At 72.6% G+C, this 19379-nt stretch carries 23 protein-coding genes; 17 read left to right on the forward strand and 6 right to left on the reverse strand.

Annotated elements, in window-relative coordinates; all coding sequences use genetic code 11:
• Positions 1–111: 111 nt before the first annotated feature.
• Positions 112–474 carry a cupin domain-containing protein gene (locus ACZ6Y7_RS13395; protein ID WP_465758041.1) on the reverse strand — a complete coding sequence of 121 codons (363 nt, stop codon included), beginning with the start codon at positions 472–474 and terminating at the stop codon, positions 112–114.
• A gap of 135 nt (positions 475–609) precedes the next feature.
• Entirely contained in the window at positions 610–1275 is a 666-nt protein-coding gene (gene msrA / locus ACZ6Y7_RS13400) for a peptide-methionine (S)-S-oxide reductase MsrA (RefSeq protein ID WP_465758042.1), read from the reverse strand.
• A gap of 180 nt (positions 1276–1455) precedes the next feature.
• Between msrA and ACZ6Y7_RS13405 the strand changes: the two genes are divergently transcribed.
• Complete coding sequence (locus ACZ6Y7_RS13405) at positions 1456–2610, forward strand: cystathionine gamma-synthase (RefSeq protein ID WP_465758043.1); 1155 nt, start codon at positions 1456–1458, stop codon at positions 2608–2610.
• 7 nt (positions 2611–2617) lie between these two features.
• On the opposite strand, the gene ACZ6Y7_RS13410 is transcribed toward ACZ6Y7_RS13405, so the two are convergent.
• Positions 2618–3100, reverse strand: a complete 483-nt coding sequence (locus ACZ6Y7_RS13410; protein ID WP_465758044.1) for a MarR family winged helix-turn-helix transcriptional regulator — start codon at positions 3098–3100, stop codon at positions 2618–2620.
• A gap of 122 nt (positions 3101–3222) precedes the next feature.
• On the opposite strand from ACZ6Y7_RS13410, the gene ilvA reads away from it, so the two are divergent.
• From ilvA to ACZ6Y7_RS13425, 3 genes are all read left to right on the forward strand, one after another.
• A complete protein-coding gene (gene ilvA / locus ACZ6Y7_RS13415) occupies positions 3223–4434 on the forward strand; it encodes a threonine ammonia-lyase (protein WP_465758045.1) in 1212 nt (403 codons plus the stop codon).
• Between the two features lie 288 nt (positions 4435–4722).
• Complete coding sequence (locus ACZ6Y7_RS13420) at positions 4723–5787, forward strand: ATP-binding cassette domain-containing protein (RefSeq protein WP_465758046.1); 1065 nt, start codon at positions 4723–4725, stop codon at positions 5785–5787.
• A 1-nt stretch (position 5788) separates the two neighbouring features.
• Positions 5789–6646, forward strand: a complete 858-nt coding sequence (locus tag ACZ6Y7_RS13425; protein ID WP_465758047.1) for an ABC transporter permease — start codon at positions 5789–5791, stop codon at positions 6644–6646.
• Between the two features lie 102 nt (positions 6647–6748).
• On the opposite strand, the gene greA is transcribed toward ACZ6Y7_RS13425, so the two are convergent.
• Both greA and ACZ6Y7_RS13435 read right to left on the reverse strand, forming a co-directional pair.
• On the reverse strand, positions 6749–7249 hold the full coding sequence (gene greA / locus ACZ6Y7_RS13430) for a transcription elongation factor GreA (protein ID WP_465758048.1): 501 nt from the start codon (positions 7247–7249) through the stop codon (positions 6749–6751).
• A gap of 256 nt (positions 7250–7505) precedes the next feature.
• Positions 7506–7919, reverse strand: coding sequence for a DUF4307 domain-containing protein (locus ACZ6Y7_RS13435; protein ID WP_465758049.1), 414 nt, complete (start codon positions 7917–7919; stop codon positions 7506–7508).
• A gap of 317 nt (positions 7920–8236) precedes the next feature.
• Between ACZ6Y7_RS13435 and mca the strand changes: the two genes are divergently transcribed.
• Both mca and ACZ6Y7_RS13445 read left to right on the forward strand, forming a co-directional pair.
• Positions 8237–9142: a mycothiol conjugate amidase Mca gene (gene mca, locus ACZ6Y7_RS13440; RefSeq protein WP_402222582.1), complete on the forward strand. Its 906-nt coding sequence runs from the start codon at positions 8237–8239 to the stop codon at positions 9140–9142.
• A gap of 49 nt (positions 9143–9191) precedes the next feature.
• Entirely contained in the window at positions 9192–9383 is a 192-nt protein-coding gene (locus ACZ6Y7_RS13445; RefSeq protein ID WP_465758050.1) for a hypothetical protein, read from the forward strand.
• Between the two features lie 22 nt (positions 9384–9405).
• On the opposite strand, the gene ACZ6Y7_RS13450 is transcribed toward ACZ6Y7_RS13445, so the two are convergent.
• Positions 9406–10107, reverse strand: a complete 702-nt coding sequence (locus ACZ6Y7_RS13450; protein ID WP_465758051.1) for a response regulator transcription factor — start codon at positions 10105–10107, stop codon at positions 9406–9408.
• 449 nt (positions 10108–10556) lie between these two features.
• Between ACZ6Y7_RS13450 and lxmK the strand changes: the two genes are divergently transcribed.
• The 11 genes from lxmK to ACZ6Y7_RS13505 all read left to right on the forward strand — a co-directional run bounded on the left by lxmK (position 10557) and on the right by ACZ6Y7_RS13505 (position 19302).
• Complete coding sequence (lxmK, locus tag ACZ6Y7_RS13455) at positions 10557–11669, forward strand: class V lanthionine synthetase subunit LxmK (RefSeq protein ID WP_465758052.1); 1113 nt, start codon at positions 10557–10559, stop codon at positions 11667–11669.
• The gene (locus ACZ6Y7_RS13460; RefSeq protein ID WP_465758053.1) at positions 11666–12712 is read left to right on the forward strand and encodes a T3SS effector HopA1 family protein; all 1047 of its coding nucleotides are present in this window, start codon (positions 11666–11668) and stop codon (positions 12710–12712) included. Before lxmK ends, ACZ6Y7_RS13460 begins: the two co-directional genes overlap by 4 nt.
• 3 nt (positions 12713–12715) lie before the next feature.
• Entirely contained in the window at positions 12716–13054 is a 339-nt protein-coding gene (locus tag ACZ6Y7_RS13465; RefSeq protein ID WP_465758054.1) for a transposase, read from the forward strand.
• A gap of 165 nt (positions 13055–13219) precedes the next feature.
• Positions 13220–14032, forward strand: coding sequence for an ABC transporter ATP-binding protein (locus ACZ6Y7_RS13470; RefSeq protein ID WP_465758055.1), 813 nt, complete (start codon positions 13220–13222; stop codon positions 14030–14032).
• Positions 14029–14895 carry an ABC transporter permease gene (locus ACZ6Y7_RS13475; protein WP_465758056.1) on the forward strand — a complete coding sequence of 289 codons (867 nt, stop codon included), beginning with the start codon at positions 14029–14031 and terminating at the stop codon, positions 14893–14895. The genes ACZ6Y7_RS13470 and ACZ6Y7_RS13475 overlap by 4 nt, the downstream gene beginning before the upstream one ends.
• A complete protein-coding gene (locus ACZ6Y7_RS13480; RefSeq protein WP_465758057.1) occupies positions 14892–15875 on the forward strand; it encodes an LLM class flavin-dependent oxidoreductase in 984 nt (327 codons plus the stop codon). The genes ACZ6Y7_RS13475 and ACZ6Y7_RS13480 overlap by 4 nt, the downstream gene beginning before the upstream one ends.
• Positions 15868–16530, forward strand: a complete 663-nt coding sequence (locus tag ACZ6Y7_RS13485) for a flavoprotein (RefSeq protein ID WP_465758058.1) — start codon at positions 15868–15870, stop codon at positions 16528–16530. The genes ACZ6Y7_RS13480 and ACZ6Y7_RS13485 overlap by 8 nt, the downstream gene beginning before the upstream one ends.
• Entirely contained in the window at positions 16527–17612 is a 1086-nt protein-coding gene (locus ACZ6Y7_RS13490; protein WP_465758059.1) for a hypothetical protein, read from the forward strand. The genes ACZ6Y7_RS13485 and ACZ6Y7_RS13490 overlap by 4 nt, the downstream gene beginning before the upstream one ends.
• Positions 17609–18352 (forward strand): class I SAM-dependent methyltransferase, encoded by a 744-nt coding sequence (locus ACZ6Y7_RS13495; RefSeq protein ID WP_465758060.1) that lies wholly within the window; start codon positions 17609–17611, stop codon positions 18350–18352. Before ACZ6Y7_RS13490 ends, ACZ6Y7_RS13495 begins: the two co-directional genes overlap by 4 nt.
• A 176-nt stretch (positions 18353–18528) precedes the next feature.
• Positions 18529–18660: a hypothetical protein gene (locus ACZ6Y7_RS13500; RefSeq protein WP_465758061.1), complete on the forward strand. Its 132-nt coding sequence runs from the start codon at positions 18529–18531 to the stop codon at positions 18658–18660.
• A 444-nt stretch (positions 18661–19104) separates the two neighbouring features.
• Complete coding sequence (locus ACZ6Y7_RS13505) at positions 19105–19302, forward strand: LxmA leader domain family RiPP (protein WP_465758062.1); 198 nt, start codon at positions 19105–19107, stop codon at positions 19300–19302.
• Positions 19303–19379 lie beyond the last annotated feature (77 nt).

Genomic DNA, 19379 nt, shown 5'->3' on the forward strand with positions numbered 1-19379 from the left:
GCTGGAAGGGCGAAAACGTGTGCGGGACAGAGGGGAAGCCCGACAGCCCTTTTGGGGGGGGTGCCCCGGGGGGGCGGGGGCGTCCCCCCCCCGCCCCCCCGGCCCGGCCCGTCAGCGCTTGGCGTAGTCCGCGACGCCCTGCCAGTCGATCACGACGCAGGGCGCGTCGCCCACCACCCAGCCGTCGTGCCCGGGCGGGCAGACCATGAAGTCGCCGGGGCCGAACTCGTCCTCCTGGCCGTCGTCCATGACGATCTTCATCCGGCCGGACACCACGTACCCCATGTGGGAGGCCTGGCAGCTGTCGGTCTTGGCGATCGGCTTCACGTGCTCGGACCACCGCCACCCCGGTTCGAACACCGCCCGACCGACCGGGCCGGCCTCCAGGTTCACCAGCCGCACCTCCCCCTTGGCCTCCTCGAAGGGGCGGACTTCCTCGGGTTCGTCGAAGCTCTTGCGGACCAGACCGGACATGGCGCACTCCTCTCCACGAGGGCGGCCCGGCCACCGGAGAGGTGGCCGGGCCGCCCCTGCTGGCCCTTCCAGTCTGCGCCCGCGGCGGGCGGCGGTCACGTGTGGAGTCGCGCCCCCGTGATCGCCACCGGGCCGTCAGCCCTGGGTGCGGGCCACGCCGATCGGGCAGGACGCGCCGGTCCCGCCGAGACCGCAGTAGCCGTTGGGGTTCTTGGCCTCCGACAGGTACTGCTGGTGGTACGGCTCGGCCGGGAAGAACGGGCCGGCCGGGGCGATCTCGGTGGTGATCGGGCCGTAGCCGAGCGCCGTCAGGGCCGGCTGGAAGGCGTCCCGGGAGGCCGCGGCGGCCTCGGCCTGGGCGGGGGAGTGGGTGTAGACCGCGGAGCGGTACTGGGTGCCCACGTCGTTGCCCTGCCGGTTGCCCTGGGTCGGGTCGTGCGCCTCCCAGAAGGTCTTCAGCAGGCGCTCGTAGGAGATCACGGCCGGGTCGTACACCACCCGGACCGCCTCGGTGTGCCCGGTCAGCCCGCTGCACACCTCCTCGTACGTCGGGTTGGGGGTGTAGCCGCCCTGGTAGCCGACCAGCGTCGTCCAGACGCCGGGCAGGCGCCAGAACGTGCGCTCGGCGCCCCAGAAGCAGCCCAGCCCGAAGTCGGCCACCTCCAGCCCCTCCGGGTACGGGCCGGTCAGCGGGTGGCCGAGCACGGTGTGCGGGTCGCGCAGCTCGAAGGCCGGGGCCGGCCGACCGGGCAGCGCCTGGTCGGCGGGGACGAGCGAGGTCTTGTGGCGGTTGAACAACACGGCCTGCTCCAGCGGGTCGGAAAACGTGGCTCCGTGTGCAACGCGAACGGCCGCCCCCGGATTCCGGGAACCCCGCCGCGCCCGGCCGCACCGGCCGGGCGCGGCGCGTGGCCCGCCCGGGGCCGGGCCGGGTCGCCGTTCCGGCGGGCACGGGGGCGTGCGGCCGTTAGGCTCGGACCCATGACCGAGCACCAGCTTCCCCAGGGCTTCGAGACCCTCGCCATCCACGCGGGTCAGGAAGCAGACCCCCAGACCGGGGCCGTCGTCACGCCGATCTACCAGGTGTCCACCTACAAGCAGGACGGGGTGGGCGGCCTGCGGGGCGGCTACGAGTACAGCCGCAGCGCCAACCCGACCCGCACCGCGCTGGAGGAGTGCCTCGCCGCGCTGGAGGGCGGCGCCCGCGGCCTCGCCTTCGCGTCGGGCCTGGCCGCCGAGGACACCCTGCTGCGCACCATCCTCAAGCCGGGCGACCACATCGTGATCCCCAACGACGCCTACGGCGGCACCTTCCGGCTGTTCGCCAAGGTGCTGACCCGCTGGGGCGTCGAGTTCTCCGTGGCCGACACCCAGGACCTGGCCGCCGTCCGCGAGGCGATCCGCCCCCACACCCGCGCGGTGTGGGTGGAGACCCCGTCCAACCCGCTGCTGGGCATCACGGACCTGGCCGCGCTGGCCGAGATCGCGCACGGCGCCGGCGCGCTGCTGGTGGTGGACAACACCTTCGCCAGCCCGTACCTGCAGCAGCCGATCGCGCTCGGCGCGGACGCGGTCGTGCACTCCACCACCAAGTACATGGGCGGCCACTCGGACGTGGTCGGCGGCGCCCTGGTGCTGGCCGACGCGACGCTCGGCGAGGAGGTCGCGTACCACCAGAACGCGATGGGCGCGGTCTCCGGCCCGTTCGACGCCTGGCTGGTGCTGCGCGGCATCAAGACGCTGGGCGTCCGGATGGACCGGCACAGCGCCAACGCGGAGAAGGTCGCCGAGCTGCTGGCGCGCCACCCCAAGGTCAGCGAGGTGCTCTACCCGGGTCTGCCCGAGCACCCCGGCCACGACATCGCCGCCAAGCAGATGAAGGCCTTCGGCGGCATGGTCTCGTTCCGGGTCGCGGGCGGCGAGGAGGCCGCCGTCGAGGTGTGCAACCGCGCGCAGCTGTTCACCCTCGGCGAGTCGCTCGGCGGCGTCGAGTCGCTGATCGAGCACCCCGGCCGGATGACCCACGCCTCCGCGGCGGGCTCGCCGCTGGAGGTCCCGGCCGACCTGGTGCGCGTCTCGGTCGGCATCGAGTCGATCGACGACCTGCTGGCCGACCTCACGCAGGCGCTGGGCTAGGCACGGCTCACTGCCCCTGCTGGTCCGCCGTGTACGACTCCATCGCGTCGTTGAAGCGGGCCAGCAGGGCGCAGAACGCCCGCTGCTCCTCCGGGGGCCAGTCGGCCACCAGGCGGCGGGTCAACTCGGCCCGCCCGTCGCGGACTTCGTCCAGCCGGCCGGCGCCGCGCGAGGTCAGGGCGAGCCGGACGGCACGGCGGTCGGCCGGGTCCTGCACCCGGCCGACCAGCCCGGCCGCGACCAGCGGGGCGACCTGGCGGGTCACCGTGGAGGAGTCCACGCCCAGCGACTCGGCCAGCGCCTTGACGTTGGCGGGCCCGTGCCGTTCCAGCCGGTCGAGCAGCAGGTAGGCGGCCCGGTCCAGCGTTCCGACCCCGCCGCCGGAGGCCCGGACCTGTTCCATGCGGCGCGCGAACACCGCGAGCTGGTACTGGAGTTGGGTGTGCACGGGGTCGGTGCGGTCGGTGGCCTGGGGCGAGGTCGTCGTCATCGCGGCTCACGATCGTCGTGCGGTGAGGGAGGCTCAGGAGCAGCAGCGTACGCGGGCGCGGCTGGCCCGGGAACAGGCCCGGCGTCCCGGATTGCCACCCCCGGAGTCCTACCCTGGGGGACATGCACCACTGGCCCCTCACCCTCGACGACGTCCGCGGCGCCCAGAAGATGCTCGCCGGGATCGCCCGGGTGACCCCGATGGAGGGCAGTCGGCACCTCTCCGCGCTGATCGGCGCGCCGGTCCACCTGAAGTGCGAGAACCTGCAGCGCACCGGCTCGTTCAAACTGCGCGGGGCGTACGTGCGGATCGCGGGACTCTCGCCGGTGCAGCGGGCCGGCGGGGTGGTCGCCGCGAGCGCCGGGAACCACGCCCAGGGGGTGGCGCTGGCGGCCTCGCTGCTGGGGGTGCGCTCGACGGTGTTCATGCCGGTCGCGGCGCCGCTGCCGAAGGTCGCGGCCACCCGCGAGTACGGCGCCGACGTGCGGTTGCACGGCGCTTCCGTGGACGAGGCGCTGCAGGCCGCGCAGCGGTTCTCGGAGGCGAGCGGCGCGGTGTTCATCCACCCCTTCGACCACTGGGACGTGGTCACCGGCCAGGCGACGGTCGGGCTGGAGATCCTGGAGCAGTGCCCCGAGGTGCGCACCATCCTGGTCGGGGTGGGCGGCGGCGGGCTGCTGGCCGGGATCGCGGCGGCGGTCAAGCCGCTGCGGCCGGACGTCCGGGTGATCGGGGTGCAGGCGGCGGGCGCGGCCGCGTACCCGCCCTCGCTGACGGCCGGGCGGCCGGTGTCGCTGGAGCACTTCGCCACCATGGCCGACGGGATCATGGTCGGGCGCCCCGGGGACATCCCCTTCGAGGTGGTCAACACGCTGGCGGACGGCATCCGCACGGTCTCCGAGGACGCGCTGTCCCGGGCGCTGCTGCTCGGCCTGGAGCGCCTCAAGCTGGTGGTCGAGCCCGCCGGGGCGGCGCCGATCGCGGCGCTGCTGGAGCGGCCGGACTCCTTCGAGGGCCCGGTGGTGGCGGTGCTGTCCGGCGGCAACATCGATCCGCAGCTGATGCAGCGGGTGCTGCGGCACGGGCTGGCGGCGGCCGGCCGCTACCTGTCGCTGCGGGTGCGGCTGGCGGACAAGCCGGGCTCGCTGGCGGACCTGCTGGGCGTGCTGACCAGGCTGGACGCCAACGTGCTGGACGTGGCGCACGTCCGGACCGATCCGAAGCTGGGGCTGACCGAGGTCGAGGTGGACCTGCACCTGGAGACCAAGGGGCCGGAGCACTGCGCGGCGGTGGTCGGCGAGCTGCGGGACTCGGGGTACGTCGTCGCCGGCTAGGACCTGGCCGGCGGCGGACGGCCCTCGGCCCTCGGCGCGCGGCTCCCGCGGCGCGGGCGGCGGGTTTCCGGGTGTCGGTGCTGGGGGCCTGTCGTGGCCGCGGTGCGATGTCAGTCCTCCCTGGAACGATGGCGGAGCCGCATCCCTTGACGCGATATATCGCGTACTGGGAGACTCGCGATACATCGCGTTCGAGTCCCGCGGGTCGAGAATCGAGTCGCCCGCGCGCCCGAAAGCGGGGCAGAGTGGGACAGATCGCTCCATACGTCCGAGGAGATGAGGCAGGCCATGGCGCCAGCCATCCAAGCCGAGAACCTGGTGAAGACCTTCGGCGACGTACGAGCCCTGGACGGCGTCAGCCTCGACGTCCCCGAGGGCACGGTGCTCGGGCTGCTCGGCCCGAACGGCGCCGGGAAGACCACCACCGTACGGGTCCTCACCACCCTGCTGCGCCCCGACTCCGGCCACGCGGTGGTCGCCGGCGTCGACGTGCTCAAGCACCCCCACCGGGTCCGCAGCCTGATCGGCCTGTCCGGTCAGTACGCGGCGGTCGACGAGTACCTGACCGGCTTCGAGAACCTCACCATGGTCGGCGAGCTGTACCAGATGAGCACCCGCGACGCGAAGGCCCGCGCGCTGGAGCTGCTGGAGTGGTTCAACCTCACCGAGGCCAAGGACCGCACCGCCAAGACCTACTCCGGCGGCATGCGCCGCCGCCTGGACCTCGCCGCCGCGCTGGTCGTCCGTCCGCCGGTGATGTTCCTGGACGAGCCGACCACCGGCCTCGACCCGCGCAACCGGCTCGCGCTCTGGGAGGTCATCGAGACCCTGGTCGAGCAGGGCACCACGCTGCTGCTCACCACCCAGTACCTGGAGGAGGCCGACCGGCTCGCGCACGACATCGCGGTCGTCGACCAGGGCCGGGTGATCGCCCGCGGCACCGCCGACCGGCTCAAGGCGCAGATCGGCGGCGAGCGGATCGAGGTCGTGGTGCACGAGCCCGGCCTGGTCGCGGACGCGGTCGGGGCGCTGTCCGGCTACGCGCTGAGCGAGCCGACGGTGGAGCGGAACACCCGGCGGATCACCCTGCCGATCAGCGGCGGCGCCCGGGTGCTCGCCGACGCCATCCGCGAGCTGGACGCCCGCGGGATCGAGATCGACGACATCGGCCTGCGCCGCCCGACCCTGGACGACGTCTTCCTCACGCTGACCGGCCACGTCGCCGAGCAGCAGGACGAGGAGGGCGGCTCCGGCCCCGAGGCGCGCGGCCGGGGCAGGGGCAAGGGCAGGTCCGGCGCGGACGACGCCGACGGCCGGGACGCGCAGGCCGTCGCGGCCGGGAAGGAGCGCTGAGATGAGCACCGCCACCGAGCACGCCATCGGAGCGGCGATCCCCCCGCAGCGCCGCGGGCCGGCCGCCATGCTCCACGACTCCTGGGTCGTCGCCAAGCGCAACCTGCGCCGGATGACCCGCATCCCGGAGATCGTCGTCTTCGGCCTGATGCAGCCGGTCATGTTCGTGCTGCTGTTCTCGTACGTCATGGGCGGGGCGATCAAGATCCCCGGGGCGGACTCCAGCTCCCACACGTACATCCAGTTCCTGATGGCCGGCATCTTCGCCCAGACCGTCACCTTCGCCACCGCCGGGGCCTCGGCGGGCATCGCGGAGGACATGACCAAGGGCCTGGTGGACCGCTTCCGCTCGCTGCCGATGGCCCGCTCGGCGGTGCTGGTCGGCCGCACGCTGGCGGACCTCGTGCAGACCGGCATCACCCTGGTCGTGCTGGCCCTGGTCGCACTGCTGGTCGGCTGGCGGATCCACGACGGGCTGCTCAACGCGCTCGCCGCCTTCGGCCTGCTCCTGCTGCTCGGCTACGCCTTCTCCTGGATCGGCGCGCTGATCGGCCTGTCGGTGCGCAGCCCCGAGGCGGCCACGTCGGCCGGGCTGATCTGGCTGTTCCCGCTGACCTTCGTGTCCAACGCCTTCGTGCCGGTCAGCTCGATGCCGGACTGGCTGCAGCAGGTCGCGTACTGGAACCCGTTCAGCGCCACCGTGCAGGCCTGCCGGGTGCTGTTCGGCAACCAGGTGGGGCCGGTGGACGACGTCTGGCCGATGCAGCACGCGGCGCTGGTGTCGGTGATGTGGTCGATCGTCATCACGGCGGTGTTCTCCTGGCTCGCGGTGCGCAAGTACCGTTCGTCCACCGCCTGAGCCGCTCCGTCCGAGCGGGCGGTTCCCGGCACGGAAAGGGCGGCCGCGGAGTCCAGGACTCCGCGGCCGCCCTCGCCGGCGTTTCGGGGGCCGGGCGCCGGATCAGCCGGCGTACGGCACGACCTTGACGATCTTCACCATGGCCGGCTTGCCGTTCGGCAGGTCGTAGGTGGCCTCGTCGCCGATCTTCTTGCCGTCGATCGCGCGGCCCAGCGGCGACTGCGGGGAGTAGACGTCCAGGTCGTCGGAGCCGGCCACCTCGCGGGAGGCGAGCAGGAACTCCATGAGGTCGTCCTCGTCGCCGTCGAAGGCGACCGTGACGACCATGCCCGGAGCCACCACGCCCGAGTCGGCCGGGGCCTCGCCGACCTTGGCCCGCTCCAGCAGCTGGGTGAGCTGGCGGATCCGCAGCTCGTACTTGCCCTGCTCCTCCTTCGCCGCGTGGTAGCCGGCGTTCTCCTTGAGGTCGCCCTCCTCGCGCGCCGCCTCGATCTTCTGGGCGATCTCGATGCGCCAGGGCCCGGTCAGGTGGTCCAGCTCGGCCTTCAGCTGGTCGTAACCGGCCTGAGTGAGCCAGGTCACGTTCTCGCTGGTCTGGGTCACGGGTGCTCCTCGTAGGTGCTGGGGCTGTGCTGAGGGTGTGAGTCGTCAGCAGGGTTGGTGGTATATCGGTCTCAACTACAAAGCAACGCCCGCTCCCGTACCATCCGGTGCGGAAGGGGCGAAACCACGAGCCTAACAAGTCCTGCCGACAAGCGGGAGAGCCGTTGGCGTGCCATTGACGGTGGCGTTACGCCGCGATGTACAGGACGGGGTGCGACCCCCTACGGATGCCCGTTCCCCCGGCCGACTATGCGCGCTACCGGGCGGGCGTGCAGCCCAGCAGCTCCGCGGTGGTGCCGCGGGCCGTGGTGCGCAGGATGACCGTCGCCTCGTAGCTGGAACCGGCCGCCGGCACGGGGAAGTCGGCCACCCCGACCACCGCGTGGTCGTCGCCCTGCGAGCGGACCGTACAGGTCCCGGCCTGGCCGTCGCCCTTGCGGACGGTGAGGTGCAGCTGCACCTCGGAGTCGGACAGCACCTGGAAGGTCGGCACCGAACCGTTGATCTTGGTCTCGCGCAGCAGGTAGGAACCGCCCAGCCAGGCGATCAGGCCCAGGCCCAGCACGCCGCAGACCGCGCCGACCACCTTGAGGCGGCGGTCCGAGTCGCGGTCGCCGCTCCGGCCGTAGCGCCCCTCGGGCAGCGTGCTGGCGGTGGTCTCTGCGGTCATCGGACTCGGTCCTCTCCTGGGGGAGGGGGCGCACGGGGGTGCGCGGGCGGTGCGGGGCGGTGCAGTACGGGTGGGACGGGGCGGTGCAGTACGGGCGGTGCCGTAAGGGCGGTGCGGTGCGGGGAATGCGACGCTCCTCCAGTCCGTCACTATAGGAGGGGCACGCCCGCGGCCGGTCCGGCGGGGGCAGGGCTCGGCCGGCGCGGCGACTCCCGCGGGCCGACCCCGCGGCGACGCGGTCCCGCAGTGAGCGGTTCGTACGGTGGGCAGACCCGGACTTCGCGGAACGCCCGACGATGTGGAAGGAACGCAAGGCGTTGACTGAGCAGTTGCGACTGATGGCGGTGCACGCCCACCCGGACGACGAGTCCAGCAAGGGCGCGGCCACCATGGCCATGTACGTCGAGCAGGGTGTGGACGTGCTCGTGGCCACCTGCACGGGGGGCGAGCGCGGGTCGGTCCTCAACCCCAAGCTCCAGGGGGACCCGTACGTCGAGGAGAACATCCACGAGGTCCGCCGCAAGGAGATGGACGAAGCGCGGGCGATCCTCGGCGTCAAGCAGGCCTGGCTGGGCTTCGTGGACTCCGGCCTGCCCGAGGGGGACCCGCTGCCCCCGCTGCCGGAGGGCTGCTTCGCCCTGCAGGACGTCAAGGAGGCGGCCGAGCCGCTGGTCCGGCTGATCCGCGAGTTCAAGCCGCAGGTCATCACGACCTACGACGAGAACGGCGGCTACCCGCACCCGGACCACATCATGACCCACAAGATCACGATGCTGGCCTTCGACGCCGCGGGCGACCCGGACGCCTACCCGGAGGCCGGCGAGCCCTGGCAGCCGCTGAAGCTCTACTACAACCACGGCTTCCCGATGGGCCGCATCCGCGCCCTGCACGAGTACCTCACCGAGCACGGCCACGAGTCGCCCTACGGCGAGTGGATCGCGGGCTGGGAGAAGAGCGGCCGCAAGGAGCGCGAGATCACCACCCGGGTCCGCTGCGCCGACTGGTTCGAGACCCGTGACCGCGCGCTGATCGCCCACGCCACCCAGATCGACCCGGACGGCCCGTGGTTCCGGGTGCCGCTGGAGGTCCAGCGCGAGGTCTGGCCCACCGAGGACTACGAGCTCGCCCGTACCCTGGTGGACGTGGACCTGCCCGAGGACGACCTGTTCGCCGGGCTGCGCACCCCCACCCTGGCCGTCGAGGCCGCCGACACGCGCGACTGAACCACCCCCCGATGGCCCGGCTCCCCGTGAGCCGGGCCACCATAGAGATATGAGCGCCCCCGTGAACGTCCTCCACCTCGCCGCCGACCTCGCCGTCGACGACGCCAAGGTCACCCCCGGCCTGCTCGGCTTCCTCGTCTTCGCCGCCCTCGGCGTGGCGACCTGGTTCCTGGCCAAGTCGATGAACCGGCAGTTCAAGAAGGTCGACTTCGTGGAGGAGCCGGAGGCCCCGAAGGAGTGAGTCCGGCGGCGTGGGGCAGGTCCTACGCCGACAGGGAGTCGGGGAGTGGTGCCCGCCGGTCCCGCCGCGGGAGTGCGTCGTCGGGGTGCCCCAGACCGAGGCGGTAGGCGAGCACGGCGGTACAGACCCGGTTGCCGGTCCCGAGTTTCGAGTAGATGGCGCTCAGGTGGTCCTTCACCGTGGCCGGGCTGAGCAGCAGCGACCGCCCGATCTCGACGTTGGAGAGGCCGGAGGCGAGCATGGTGCAGACGGCCTGCTCGCGCCGGGTGAGGGCGCGGGCCCGCTCCCGGATCTCGCGCGGTACGGCCTCTCGTCCCAGCGCGTCGAAGAGCGACCGGGTGGCGGCCGAGGTGAGCACGCGGTTGCCGGCGGCGACGATGCGGATCGTGTCCTGGATCGTCGCCGGCTCGGTGTCCGGGCTCAGCACGCCCGCCACGCCGTTGAGCAGGGCCTCCGAGACGAGCGTGTCCTCGCCGTCGTGGGCCAGCAGAACGACCTTCGGACGGTTTTCCGAACGCTGGAGCGAGGCGAGGTCGGCCAGCGGGGCCGACAGTCCCGGCCGGCCTCCGATCACCACCACGTCGGGGCTCCGCCGGACCGCGGTGGCGACGACCTCAGCCAGCCCGCACCGTCCGACGACCTCGATGTCCGAGGCCTCCCCGAGAAGGGCGCTCAGCCCCGCTCTGATGATTGCGTCCTCGTGAACGATAAGAACACGGATCATCTCTGTGTACTCCCCCCAAGAGTCCAAGACAGAGTGGAATGTTCGTCACTGATTCTGTGACCGGTTGCCCCGGAGGCGCTCATTCCATGGCAAAGATTGAGGATTATTTGAGTTAAGTGTAGGTCATGCCCACCGCCCTCAATGCCCAAAACGGTCATTCGTGATATCTGATTCCAAGTCAGGCTACCAGGGGGTGGCGACGGGCGGCCGGGGCGGGCCGGTGACGGACCGGTGAGGGTTCGGTGACGGGCGCGCGCGGGTCTTCGCGCTCGTGGGAGCGGGTGACCGGTGAGTAGCCGACGACTCCGGGGGACGCGCCGACCGGTGGGCCCGGCACCGCTGTTCGGCGGGGGTGGGAACCGCTGTTCGGCCGATGTGCGACGCGGCGGGGGCGGGCATGATCATGCCGTCGGCTTGTTCCGGCACACCACCACGCGACAGGGGGAAGCGTGCTTCCGCGGCGCAACACATTCGCACCCGTCGACCTCGCCACGGCACCCGAGGTCAACAGTGTGCTCGACGAACTCGGCATCGGCCGTCTGGGCACGGACGACGTCGAATCGTTTTTCGGACGAAACGAGAACTGGGCCGGGACGACGGACGCCGGCGTCGGAGTCTTCGTCAAGAGGGTGTCGCTCGACGGAGGGCCCGAGGACGCCGAGCTCCGGATCGGCAGGTCGCGCACCTTCGCCTCGCTGATCGAGCGGAACGGCTCCCGGGATCTCGTGACGCCCCAACTCATCGGCTACGAGAACGAATCCAGGATGGTCGTGTTCCGGCTCCTGCCGGACACCCGGACCTTCGCCGAGCTGACCACGGACGGCGGGATCGACACCGACCTGGCCCACCGCGCGGGCCGGGCCACGGCCGCGCTCCACGAACTCGACGTCGAAGGGGCCGAGCCGGCGGTCGACCGCTCGCCGTTCCCCTTCCCGAGCCTCGGGCTCATGCACTCCCTGCCGCTCTCGGGCTTCATGGGACTCACCTTCGCCGAGACCACGCTCTGGCAGCTCCTGCACGGCGACCAGGTGCTCGCCGGGGCCGCGGCCCGACTGCGGTCGGTGGAGGCGCAGGCCCCGCTCGTACCGACCCACTGCGACCTCCGCTTCGACCAGTTCCTGCTCTCCGGGGACGAGCTGTACCTGACGGACGGCGAGGAGTTCCGGCTGGCCGACGGCGCGCGCGACGTCGGCGCGATGGCGGGCGAGTGGCTCTACCGGGCCGTCACCGGCCTGACCGGGCGCGACGAGGACGACCTGTCGCCCGCCGAGCCGACCCACGAGGAGATCGTGGCGCGGGGCTCCCGGGAACTGGACAAGGCCCGGCCGATGATCTCCGCCTTCTGGTCCGGCTACCGGTCCGTCCGCACCGGCGACGACCCCGGGTTCGCCGCCCGGGCCACCGCCTTCGCCGGCTGGCACATGATCGACCGCGCGATGGCGACGGCCGTCCGCAGCGCCACCCTCCCGGCCGTCGCACGGGCGGCGATGGGCGTCGGCCGCAACGCGCTGCTGGACCCGGAGCACTTCGTCTCCGCCCTTGGCATCGAGGAGAAGCGATGACCACCGCACTGGAGGACGTTCCCGCCGTGGTCGACGGACTCAACGGCCGGCTGGCCCGGGCCGTCGACTCCATCGAGGTGGCGCCCGACTGCCTGTCGGCCGCCGTCGAGGGCCGCGAGATCACCGCCGACACCACCGCCGGACTCCGCGACCGGCTGGCCGCCACGATCTACGAGGCCCTGCACGCCGGCCGCCCCGCGAGCGACGAGCCGATGCCCCGGAACCTGCGGGACCGGACCCTGGAGGCCCGCTTCCTCGAGGCGACCCCGCACACCACGACGCCCTACCGCGCCCGGCTGCACGGCCTGTACGAGGGCCTCGCCGTGGTGGAGCTGGACGGCGTGCGGGTCCGGGTCCCGGCCGCCGGGCCGGGGCCCGCGGACCCGGCCGAGGAGGCCGCCAGGGCCGCCCTGCGCGAGGCCGCGGAGCGCTCGGCGACGAGCACCGAACCCGTCTACGCCGACGTGCGCATCGCGGCGGCGCGACCGGCCCTGTCCCCGGGCTTCTTCCTGGTGGACGGTTCGCACGGCCGGCCGTCCCGGGGCTCGCTGCTCCGGCTCTACACCCACGTCTCGGAGGCGTCGTACGCCCCGGACGTCTGGCACTCGGTCCTCACCGCCCTGGAGGCGGCCGTGGTCCCGTACCGGGCCAAGATCAGCTCCTCCCCGCTGCTCTACCCCCGGCGTGACGCGCTCGTCGTCTACCTGGGCGAGGACGCGCTGCACGCTGTGAACACCGTCGGTGAGGCGGTGCGCGGCCTGCCCGGGATCGGTGCCGAGACCTCGCCGTTCGCCGACGAGATCACCCCCGGCTTCGCCGCCGCCTGGGAGCCCGAGGACGACCGGCCCGGCCACCGGAACATGAGCTTCGGCCAGCACCGCGCCGCCGCGGTCGCCGCGGGCCTCACCGCGCACCGGGTCGACCCGCAGCACCCCTCACCGGCCGCGGCCGTGGCGGCCGCGCTGGTGGAAGCGGGAGTCGACCCCGCCCATCCGGCCCGGAGCCTGGGCCGACCGCACGCCGATCCCCGAAAGGAGGGCTGAGGGTTGCCGCGTCCGCCGGCCCTTCCGTCCGAACAGAAGACGCGCCTCGTCCTCGCGGTGCTGTCCAAGGAACGCTCGGTGTCCGAGGCCGCCCGCATGGCGCAGGTCTCCGAGCAGTCGATCGCCAACTGGCGCCGTCAGTTCGTCGAGGGCGGCAGCCTGGCACTGGCCGGCAAGGCGCCGGCCAGCCCCGCCGACCTGCGCGAGGCCGCGCTGATGAAGGAGGTCGACCGGCTCAAGCAGGCGCTGGGCGAGGCCTACGTCGAGCTGATGGCCTGTCGGCGGACCGGGGTGTCGCGGCATGTCCCTTCCGCGACCTCGAAACAGTTCGCACGGAACTAGGAATCAGTGTTTCGAGGTTCTGCGTGATTCTGGGGATTCCGCGCCGGACCTACACCCGCAGGTTGAAGCAGTACAGGGAACAGCAGCACGGAGAACGGGAAGAGCATGGCGAAGCGCGGTCCGAGGGAACCGGATCTGCCGGCGATTGAAGTGCGGGGCCTCACCATGCGCTACGGGGACAGAACCGTGCTGCGCGGGGTGGACCTCCACGTCCGGCACGGCGAGGTGCTGGGGGTGCTCGGCCCCAACGGGGCGGGCAAGACCACCACCATCGAGATCCTGGAGGGCTTCCGGGCCCGCACCGACGGCGAGGTCCGGGTGCTGGGGGAGGACCCCCAGCGGGCCGGTCAGGACTGGCGGGCCCGGGTGGGCGTCGTGCTGCAGGACTGGCGCGACCACGCCCGCTGGCGGGTCGCGGAACTGCTGGAGCACGTGGCCTCCTGCTACCCGGCGCCGCGGTCGGTGGCCGAGACCCTCGACACCCTGGGCCTGACCGCACAGGCCGGACAGGTCTGCCGGCGGCTCTCCGGCGGGCAGCGCCGGCGCCTCGACGTGGCCCTCGGCATCATCGGGGACCCGGAGCTGCTCTTCCTCGACGAGCCGACCGCCGGGTTCGACCCCGTCGCCAGGCGCGAGTTCCACGAACTCATCGAACGACTCAAGGACGACGGCATGACGCTGGTGCTCACCACCCACGACCTGCACGAGGCCGAACGCCTCGCGCACCGCACCGCGATCCTCGTCGACGGGGCCATCACCGCCGTCGGCACCCAGGTCGAACTGGCGGCCGTCGCGCACGCGCAGGCGAAGGTGCTGTGGACCGAGGACGGCGAGCCGCACGAGGAACGGACCCCGGACCCGTCCCGGTTCGTCTGGGAACTCCACCAGAGGTTCGACGGCCCCGTGCCCGGACTGGTGGTGCAGCGGCCCACGCTGGAGGACGTCTACCTCCGCATGATCACGGAGACGGGCGAGTGACCGTGCGCGAACCCCTCACCGGCCGTTCCTCCTCCACCCGCCGCGTCCTCGCCGCCGGGGTCAGGCGCGGACTCCTCGAGCTCGCCCAGCAGTTGCGCAGTCCCCGGGAGGCCTTCGGACTGTTCAGCACCCCGCTGCTGTTCGTCCTGCTCGGCACCTTCCTGGACGGGGACATCCCCGGATCCACCGTTCCGATGGCCGAGCTGATGGTGGCCGGCGGCATGGCCACCATGGTGGCCCAGGCCGGCCTGCTCGGCCTCACCCAGACCCTCGCCGTGGAGCGCGAGGACGGGACCCTGGCCCGGATGCGGGCAGTCCCGCACGGGATCTCCGTCTACCTGGTGGCGAAGACCGTCGTGGTCGCGCTCACCGCGCTGGGCGGCAGCGTCCTGGTGCTGGCGGGCGGCGTGCTGTTCGTCGGGTCCTCGCTGCCCCGGGACGCCGGGCACTGGCTGGTCCTGGTGTCGGTCGTCTCGATCGGCCTGCTGGCGCTCGTCCCGTTCGGGGCCGTGCTCGGCGCGGTCCTGCCCAACGCGCGGGAGGCACTGGGCTTCCTGATGATCCCGCTGCTCGTGCTGATGGTCTTCTCCGGCCTCTACTTCCCGATCTCCGCGCTGCCGACCGCCGTTCAGGACATCGTCGGGGCCTTCCCGCTGAAGTGGACCGGACAGGGGATCCGGGCGGCACTGCTGCCCGACGCGGCGCTCGGCTCCGAGACGGCGGGCGCGTGGGAACTGTCCAAGGTCCACCTGATCAACGCCGCATGGGCGGTCGCGGGCTTCACGGTCGCCCCGCGCGTCCTGCAGCGCATGACCCGCCGTGCGACCGGCACTCGACCCAAGAGAGTTAAGGCATCGCAATGACAGGAACCCTGCGGCACATATCCGCGATCTTCCCGATCCAGCCGGACGCGCTGGACCCGATGGTGGAGTTCGGGACCTTCGCCCGCGACGCCGGGGTGCGCCGGCTCTGGCTCGGGCAGTCCCTGCGGGTGGAGACCCACCTGGCGCTCGCCGCCTTCGCGGCGCGGGTCCCCGGCGTCGCGCTCGGCACCAGCGTGGCCCTCTCCATCCTGCGCCACCCGTACCAGGCGGCCGTCGAGGCGCGCTCCATCAGCACGCTGTCCGGGGCCCCGTACGTCGCCGGGTTCGGCCCGGGGGCCGTCGGCTCCCAGAAGCAGTTCCTCGGTGCGCCCTACGAGAAGCCGCTGCAGGCGATGACCGAGTACGTCAGCGTGATCCGCCGGCTGCTGGACAGCGAGCACGTCGTCCACGACGGCGAGTACTTCAAGTCCAGCTGCCCGATGCTGCACGTGCCGTCCCCGCCGATCGAGGTGGGCCTCGGCGTGCTGCGCCCGGGCATGGCCAAGACCGTCGGCCGGATCGCGGACGTGGCCATCACCTGGCTCACCCCGCACCACTACATCAGCGAGCAGCTGATGCCCGCCATCGCGCGGGGCGCGGAGGAGGCCGAGCGGCCCCGGGTGCCGCGCGTGGTGAGCATCGTGCACGCCGCCCTGGACCGGCCCGGCCGCAACCTGCGCCGACTGGTCTTCACCGCCGCCGGCCCCCACCTCGGGTCGCCCCACTACACCGACATGCTGCGCCGCGCGGGGCTGCCGGTGGACCCCAGCGAGCCGGTCAGGGGCGCCGAGGCGCTGCTCGACGCGCAGGTCTTCGCCCACGGGACGGCCGAGGACATCGCCAAGGTCGTCCGTGCCCACCGGGAGGCCGGGGTGGACGAGGTCGTCATCAACGTCTGCGGGGTCTACCTCATCGAGGGGGCCCGGGCCGCGATGGACGACCTGCGCGAGATCCTGGAGGCGGTCCGGGCCGATGACTGACACGTCGTCCCCGGGCCCGGAGGACGTCCCCGCCTTCACGGGCCGCCGCCTGGTCTTCGCGGTCACCGGCGCGCTGACCGCGGCGCACACCCCCTTCTGGGTGAACTGGACACGGCTCTACTACCCCGACGTGGAGGTCCGGACGGTGGTGACCCGCTCCGCCGAGCGGTTCGTCACCCGGCAGGCGCTCGCCTCGCTGAGCGGCGCGGACGTCATGGTCGACGTCTGGCCGGACGCCCCCGCGGCGCAGGCCCCGCACGTCGAACTGGCCGAGTGGGCGGACACCGTCGTCGTGGCTCCCGCGACGCTGGGATTCTGCTCCCGGCTGGCGGCCGGGCTGGGGGACAGCCCGCTGCTGCTCGCCCTCCAGTGCACCCGGGCGCCGGTGGCGCTCGCGCCCTCCCTGCCGCCCGGCGGCGCGGAGTCCCCGGCCTACCGCCGGGCCACCGCCGCGCTGGCGGAGTTCCCGCACGTCACCGTGGTCCCGCCGGTCCCCGGGCTGAGCTCGTCCACGGGCCGCTGGGACGCGATGGTCAACGCGCCCATGCCCGCCGTCTTCGCGGCGGCGGAGGCCCTGCGCGGTGCGCTCGCGGCCGGTGCGCCGCGGGACGGGCACGGTGCCGGGGCGACCGGTGCGGCGGAGGACCGGTCGTGACCGCGGCACCCGCCCGCACGGCGGTCGCCGAGTTCGGCACGGGCTACCTGAGCACCCGCATCCTCTCGGACGGGGTCGGTCACCTCTGGGTCCGCTCGCCGGGCCCCGACCGTCCCGAGCCCTTCACCGCGGTCCCGGCGGGCCTGCGGAGCGCCCTGGGCGCTCACAGCGGGTCCACCGCCCCGGAAGCGGTCACCGGGGCGCGCATCGTGCTCGGTGCGGAGGGGCCCGGATCCGACGGGGGAGCCGGATCCGACGGCGGGTCCGGATCCGATGGCGGGTCCGGAGCCGAACGGTGGTACCGGGCCGACTGCGCCTACTCGCTGGGCCACGTCCTGGCCGGCCCGCAGACGGTGCCGCACCAGTGGGAGGCCCTGCCCGGACTGCTGCAGCACTGCGGCCGGGCGCTCCGGGAGCTGCACACCGCTGTTCCCGTCCCGGCCGGCCTCACGGCTCCCCGCGGCGCCGGCCGACTGGCCGGCTGGCTGGCCGGGCGCTCCGACCGGGGAGCCACCGCCCGGCTGCGGGACGAAGCGCGGGCCCGGCTCGGCGAGGCCCGGCTCAACCGGGCCGCGGAGTGGTGCTCGCTCCTGGTCGCCCCCGCCGACGAGGACGTCCTCCTGCTGGGCGGGCTGTCCCTCGGCGGGGTCGTGCCGACCCGCAGCGGAGCGGGGTGCCACGTCCTGGCGGGCGAGGAGCTCGCCCGCGGGCCGGCCGCCTACGACCTGGGCTGGGCGGTCGGTGAAATCGCCGAGTTCGCCCTGCTGCACTTCGCGGACGGCGGCCGGCGGTCCGCCGTCGCCGAGCGGTGCGCGGAGGCCGGGGCCGCCCTGCTGGGCGGGTACCGGGAGGCCGCGGGCGGGGAGCCCGCCGCCGTCGACCCGGACGCCGTGGCGCGGATCGCGGTGCTGCGGATCCTCACCCACGTCCACGACTTCTCCGCGTTCGTGCAGTGGATCGACCAGGTGACGCTCTACCTCGATCTGCTCGCCGACCTGATCGACGACCCCGCCGTGGCCCTCGAAGCCGCGTGCGGCAGCCAGACCTCACAACGCCCCACCGATGAACCGGAGGACCAGTGATCTCGCAGAACGCGCACTACGACGAGAAGATGGCCAGCGTCTACGAACAGATGTACCCCATCGGCGTCGACACCGATGCGGCCGTGAACTTCCTGTCCACGCTGGTCAAGCCCGACGCCAAGGTGCTCGAGCTGGGCATCGGCACCGGCCGCATCGCCGTCCCGCTGGCCCAGCAGGGCTTCCGGGTGCAGGGCATCGACGCCTCCGAGGCCATGCTGGCGAAGCTCGCCGAGCGGGACCCGGAGGGCTCGATCCCCGTCACCCTGGGCGACTTCACCGCGCCGGACCTCGACCTGGGCGGCGACTTCGACCTGGTCACGGTCGTCCTCAACACCTTCTTCGTGGCGGTCACCCGCGACGCCCAGCTGAACTGCCTGCGCAACGCGGCCTCCCAGCTCGCCGAGGACGGGAAGTTCGTCCTGGAAGCGTTTGACCCGGCTCCCTACCACTCGATGACCAAGCCGGAACTCTCCGTGCGCCACCTCAGCGAGAATTCGCTGATGTTCGACACGATGATGGTCGACCGTGCCCAGCAGCTGATGCTCGCCACCCACACGATCGTGGACGGCGGACCTCCGCAGACCACCCAGCACGTGATCCGGTACGCATTCCCGTTCGAGCTCGACGCCCTGGCCGAATTGGCCGGACTGAAGCTCACGGCGCGCTGGAGCGGTTGGCACCAGCAGCCGTACACTGCAATGAGCCCGCGGCATATTTCTGTCTATGAGCGGGTAAAGTGAGCAGTGTCCGGTCGATAAGGATGGCCGACTGAGGGAGGGTCATGATCGAGGGAATTGCAGGAGTAATCGCTCTTGGCGTCACGGGGGCGCTGGGAGCCGCTGCCGACCGCTCTTCGAGCAAGCGCAAGAAGGGCTTCCGGGAGCGTTACGGATCCTTCGAGGGGTTCCGGGCCCAGGTGGACAAGGAGAAGGTCCAGCAGGTCCGCAACGAGAAGGGCGACATCGCCGCGATCAAGGTGGTGCGCCAGAACTACCCCTACGTGTCGCTCGCTTTCGCGAAGCGCTACGTGGAGGAGCTCCCCGCCTAGTCGGAGGGGTTCTGCGGAGGGCGGGTGCGGGCCGGGTGCGGTCCGCGCCCGCTCCCGGCGCGGCCGAACCGGTTACCGGTTCGGCCGCGCCCCGTTGTGGGGCCGGCCTGCGCGGGTGCCTCCGGGGGGCCTGCGAGGGTGCCTCCGGGCGGTGTCCGGGCGGGTCTTTGGTGCGGGCCTTAACGGAATCGGGTATTCCGGTATGTGGGGTGGACGGACGACGGCCCCCGGGTCGGCCCAATGTTCCCAAGTAATTCCCCCGGCCGCCGGCGGCCCCGAATCGGGAAGAGCGGTGGCAGGGCCACCGGAAATGCGCCGGGCAAAGTTTCCCGAGCCGGGACCTGGGCCGCGTTATTTTTTTCCTGGATTCCTCCCGGACTTCGGGTGTAGAAATATCTCGAAGGCGGGAATTGCCGCCGGAATCGATCGTGAACAGGAGCCACCGTGAACACGTCCGACAACCTGATGGCCGGCTACGCGACCTACACCTCCGCCGACGAGATCGCCTCGACCCTCGGCGCAGGCGCCCCGGAGATCAGCCCGATCAGCCTCTCGATCGCCGTCTCGATCACCGAGTCCTCCTACGCGTGCGGCGCCGGCATCAGCCTGAGCGTCGGCTGGACCGTCGGCAAGGGCTGCTGACCCTTTCCGTCGCGCACGCTCCGTCCCGCCGGCTCGGCACCCTGGACCACAGGGCGCCGAGCCGGCGGGACGACCCG

Source organism: Kitasatospora sp. NPDC053308 (genome assembly GCF_055585785.1).

Excerpts from the sequence above, each read along its gene's own strand:
- ACZ6Y7_RS13435 (WP_465758049.1), bottom strand. The coding sequence starts at position 7,919 with ATGACCGCAGAGACCACCGCCAGCACGCTGCCCGAGGGGCGCTACGGC.
- ACZ6Y7_RS13445 (WP_465758050.1), top strand. The coding sequence starts at position 9,192 with ATGAGCGCCCCCGTGAACGTCCTCCACCTCGCCGCCGACCTCGCCGTC.
- ACZ6Y7_RS13450 (WP_465758051.1), bottom strand. The coding sequence starts at position 10,107 with ATGATCCGTGTTCTTATCGTTCACGAGGACGCAATCATCAGAGCGGGG.
- ACZ6Y7_RS13425 (WP_465758047.1), top strand. The coding sequence starts at position 5,789 with ATGAGCACCGCCACCGAGCACGCCATCGGAGCGGCGATCCCCCCGCAG.
- ACZ6Y7_RS13485 (WP_465758058.1), top strand. The coding sequence starts at position 15,868 with ATGACTGACACGTCGTCCCCGGGCCCGGAGGACGTCCCCGCCTTCACG.
- ACZ6Y7_RS13480 (WP_465758057.1), top strand. The coding sequence starts at position 14,892 with ATGACAGGAACCCTGCGGCACATATCCGCGATCTTCCCGATCCAGCCG.
- ACZ6Y7_RS13405 (WP_465758043.1), top strand. The coding sequence starts at position 1,456 with ATGACCGAGCACCAGCTTCCCCAGGGCTTCGAGACCCTCGCCATCCAC.
- ACZ6Y7_RS13395 (WP_465758041.1), bottom strand. The coding sequence starts at position 474 with ATGTCCGGTCTGGTCCGCAAGAGCTTCGACGAACCCGAGGAAGTCCGC.
- ilvA (WP_465758045.1), top strand. The coding sequence starts at position 3,223 with ATGCACCACTGGCCCCTCACCCTCGACGACGTCCGCGGCGCCCAGAAG.
- ACZ6Y7_RS13460 (WP_465758053.1), top strand. The coding sequence starts at position 11,666 with ATGACCACCGCACTGGAGGACGTTCCCGCCGTGGTCGACGGACTCAAC.
- ACZ6Y7_RS13470 (WP_465758055.1), top strand. The coding sequence starts at position 13,220 with ATGCGCTACGGGGACAGAACCGTGCTGCGCGGGGTGGACCTCCACGTC.
- ACZ6Y7_RS13420 (WP_465758046.1), top strand. The coding sequence starts at position 4,723 with ATGGCGCCAGCCATCCAAGCCGAGAACCTGGTGAAGACCTTCGGCGAC.
- ACZ6Y7_RS13410 (WP_465758044.1), bottom strand. The coding sequence starts at position 3,100 with ATGACGACGACCTCGCCCCAGGCCACCGACCGCACCGACCCCGTGCAC.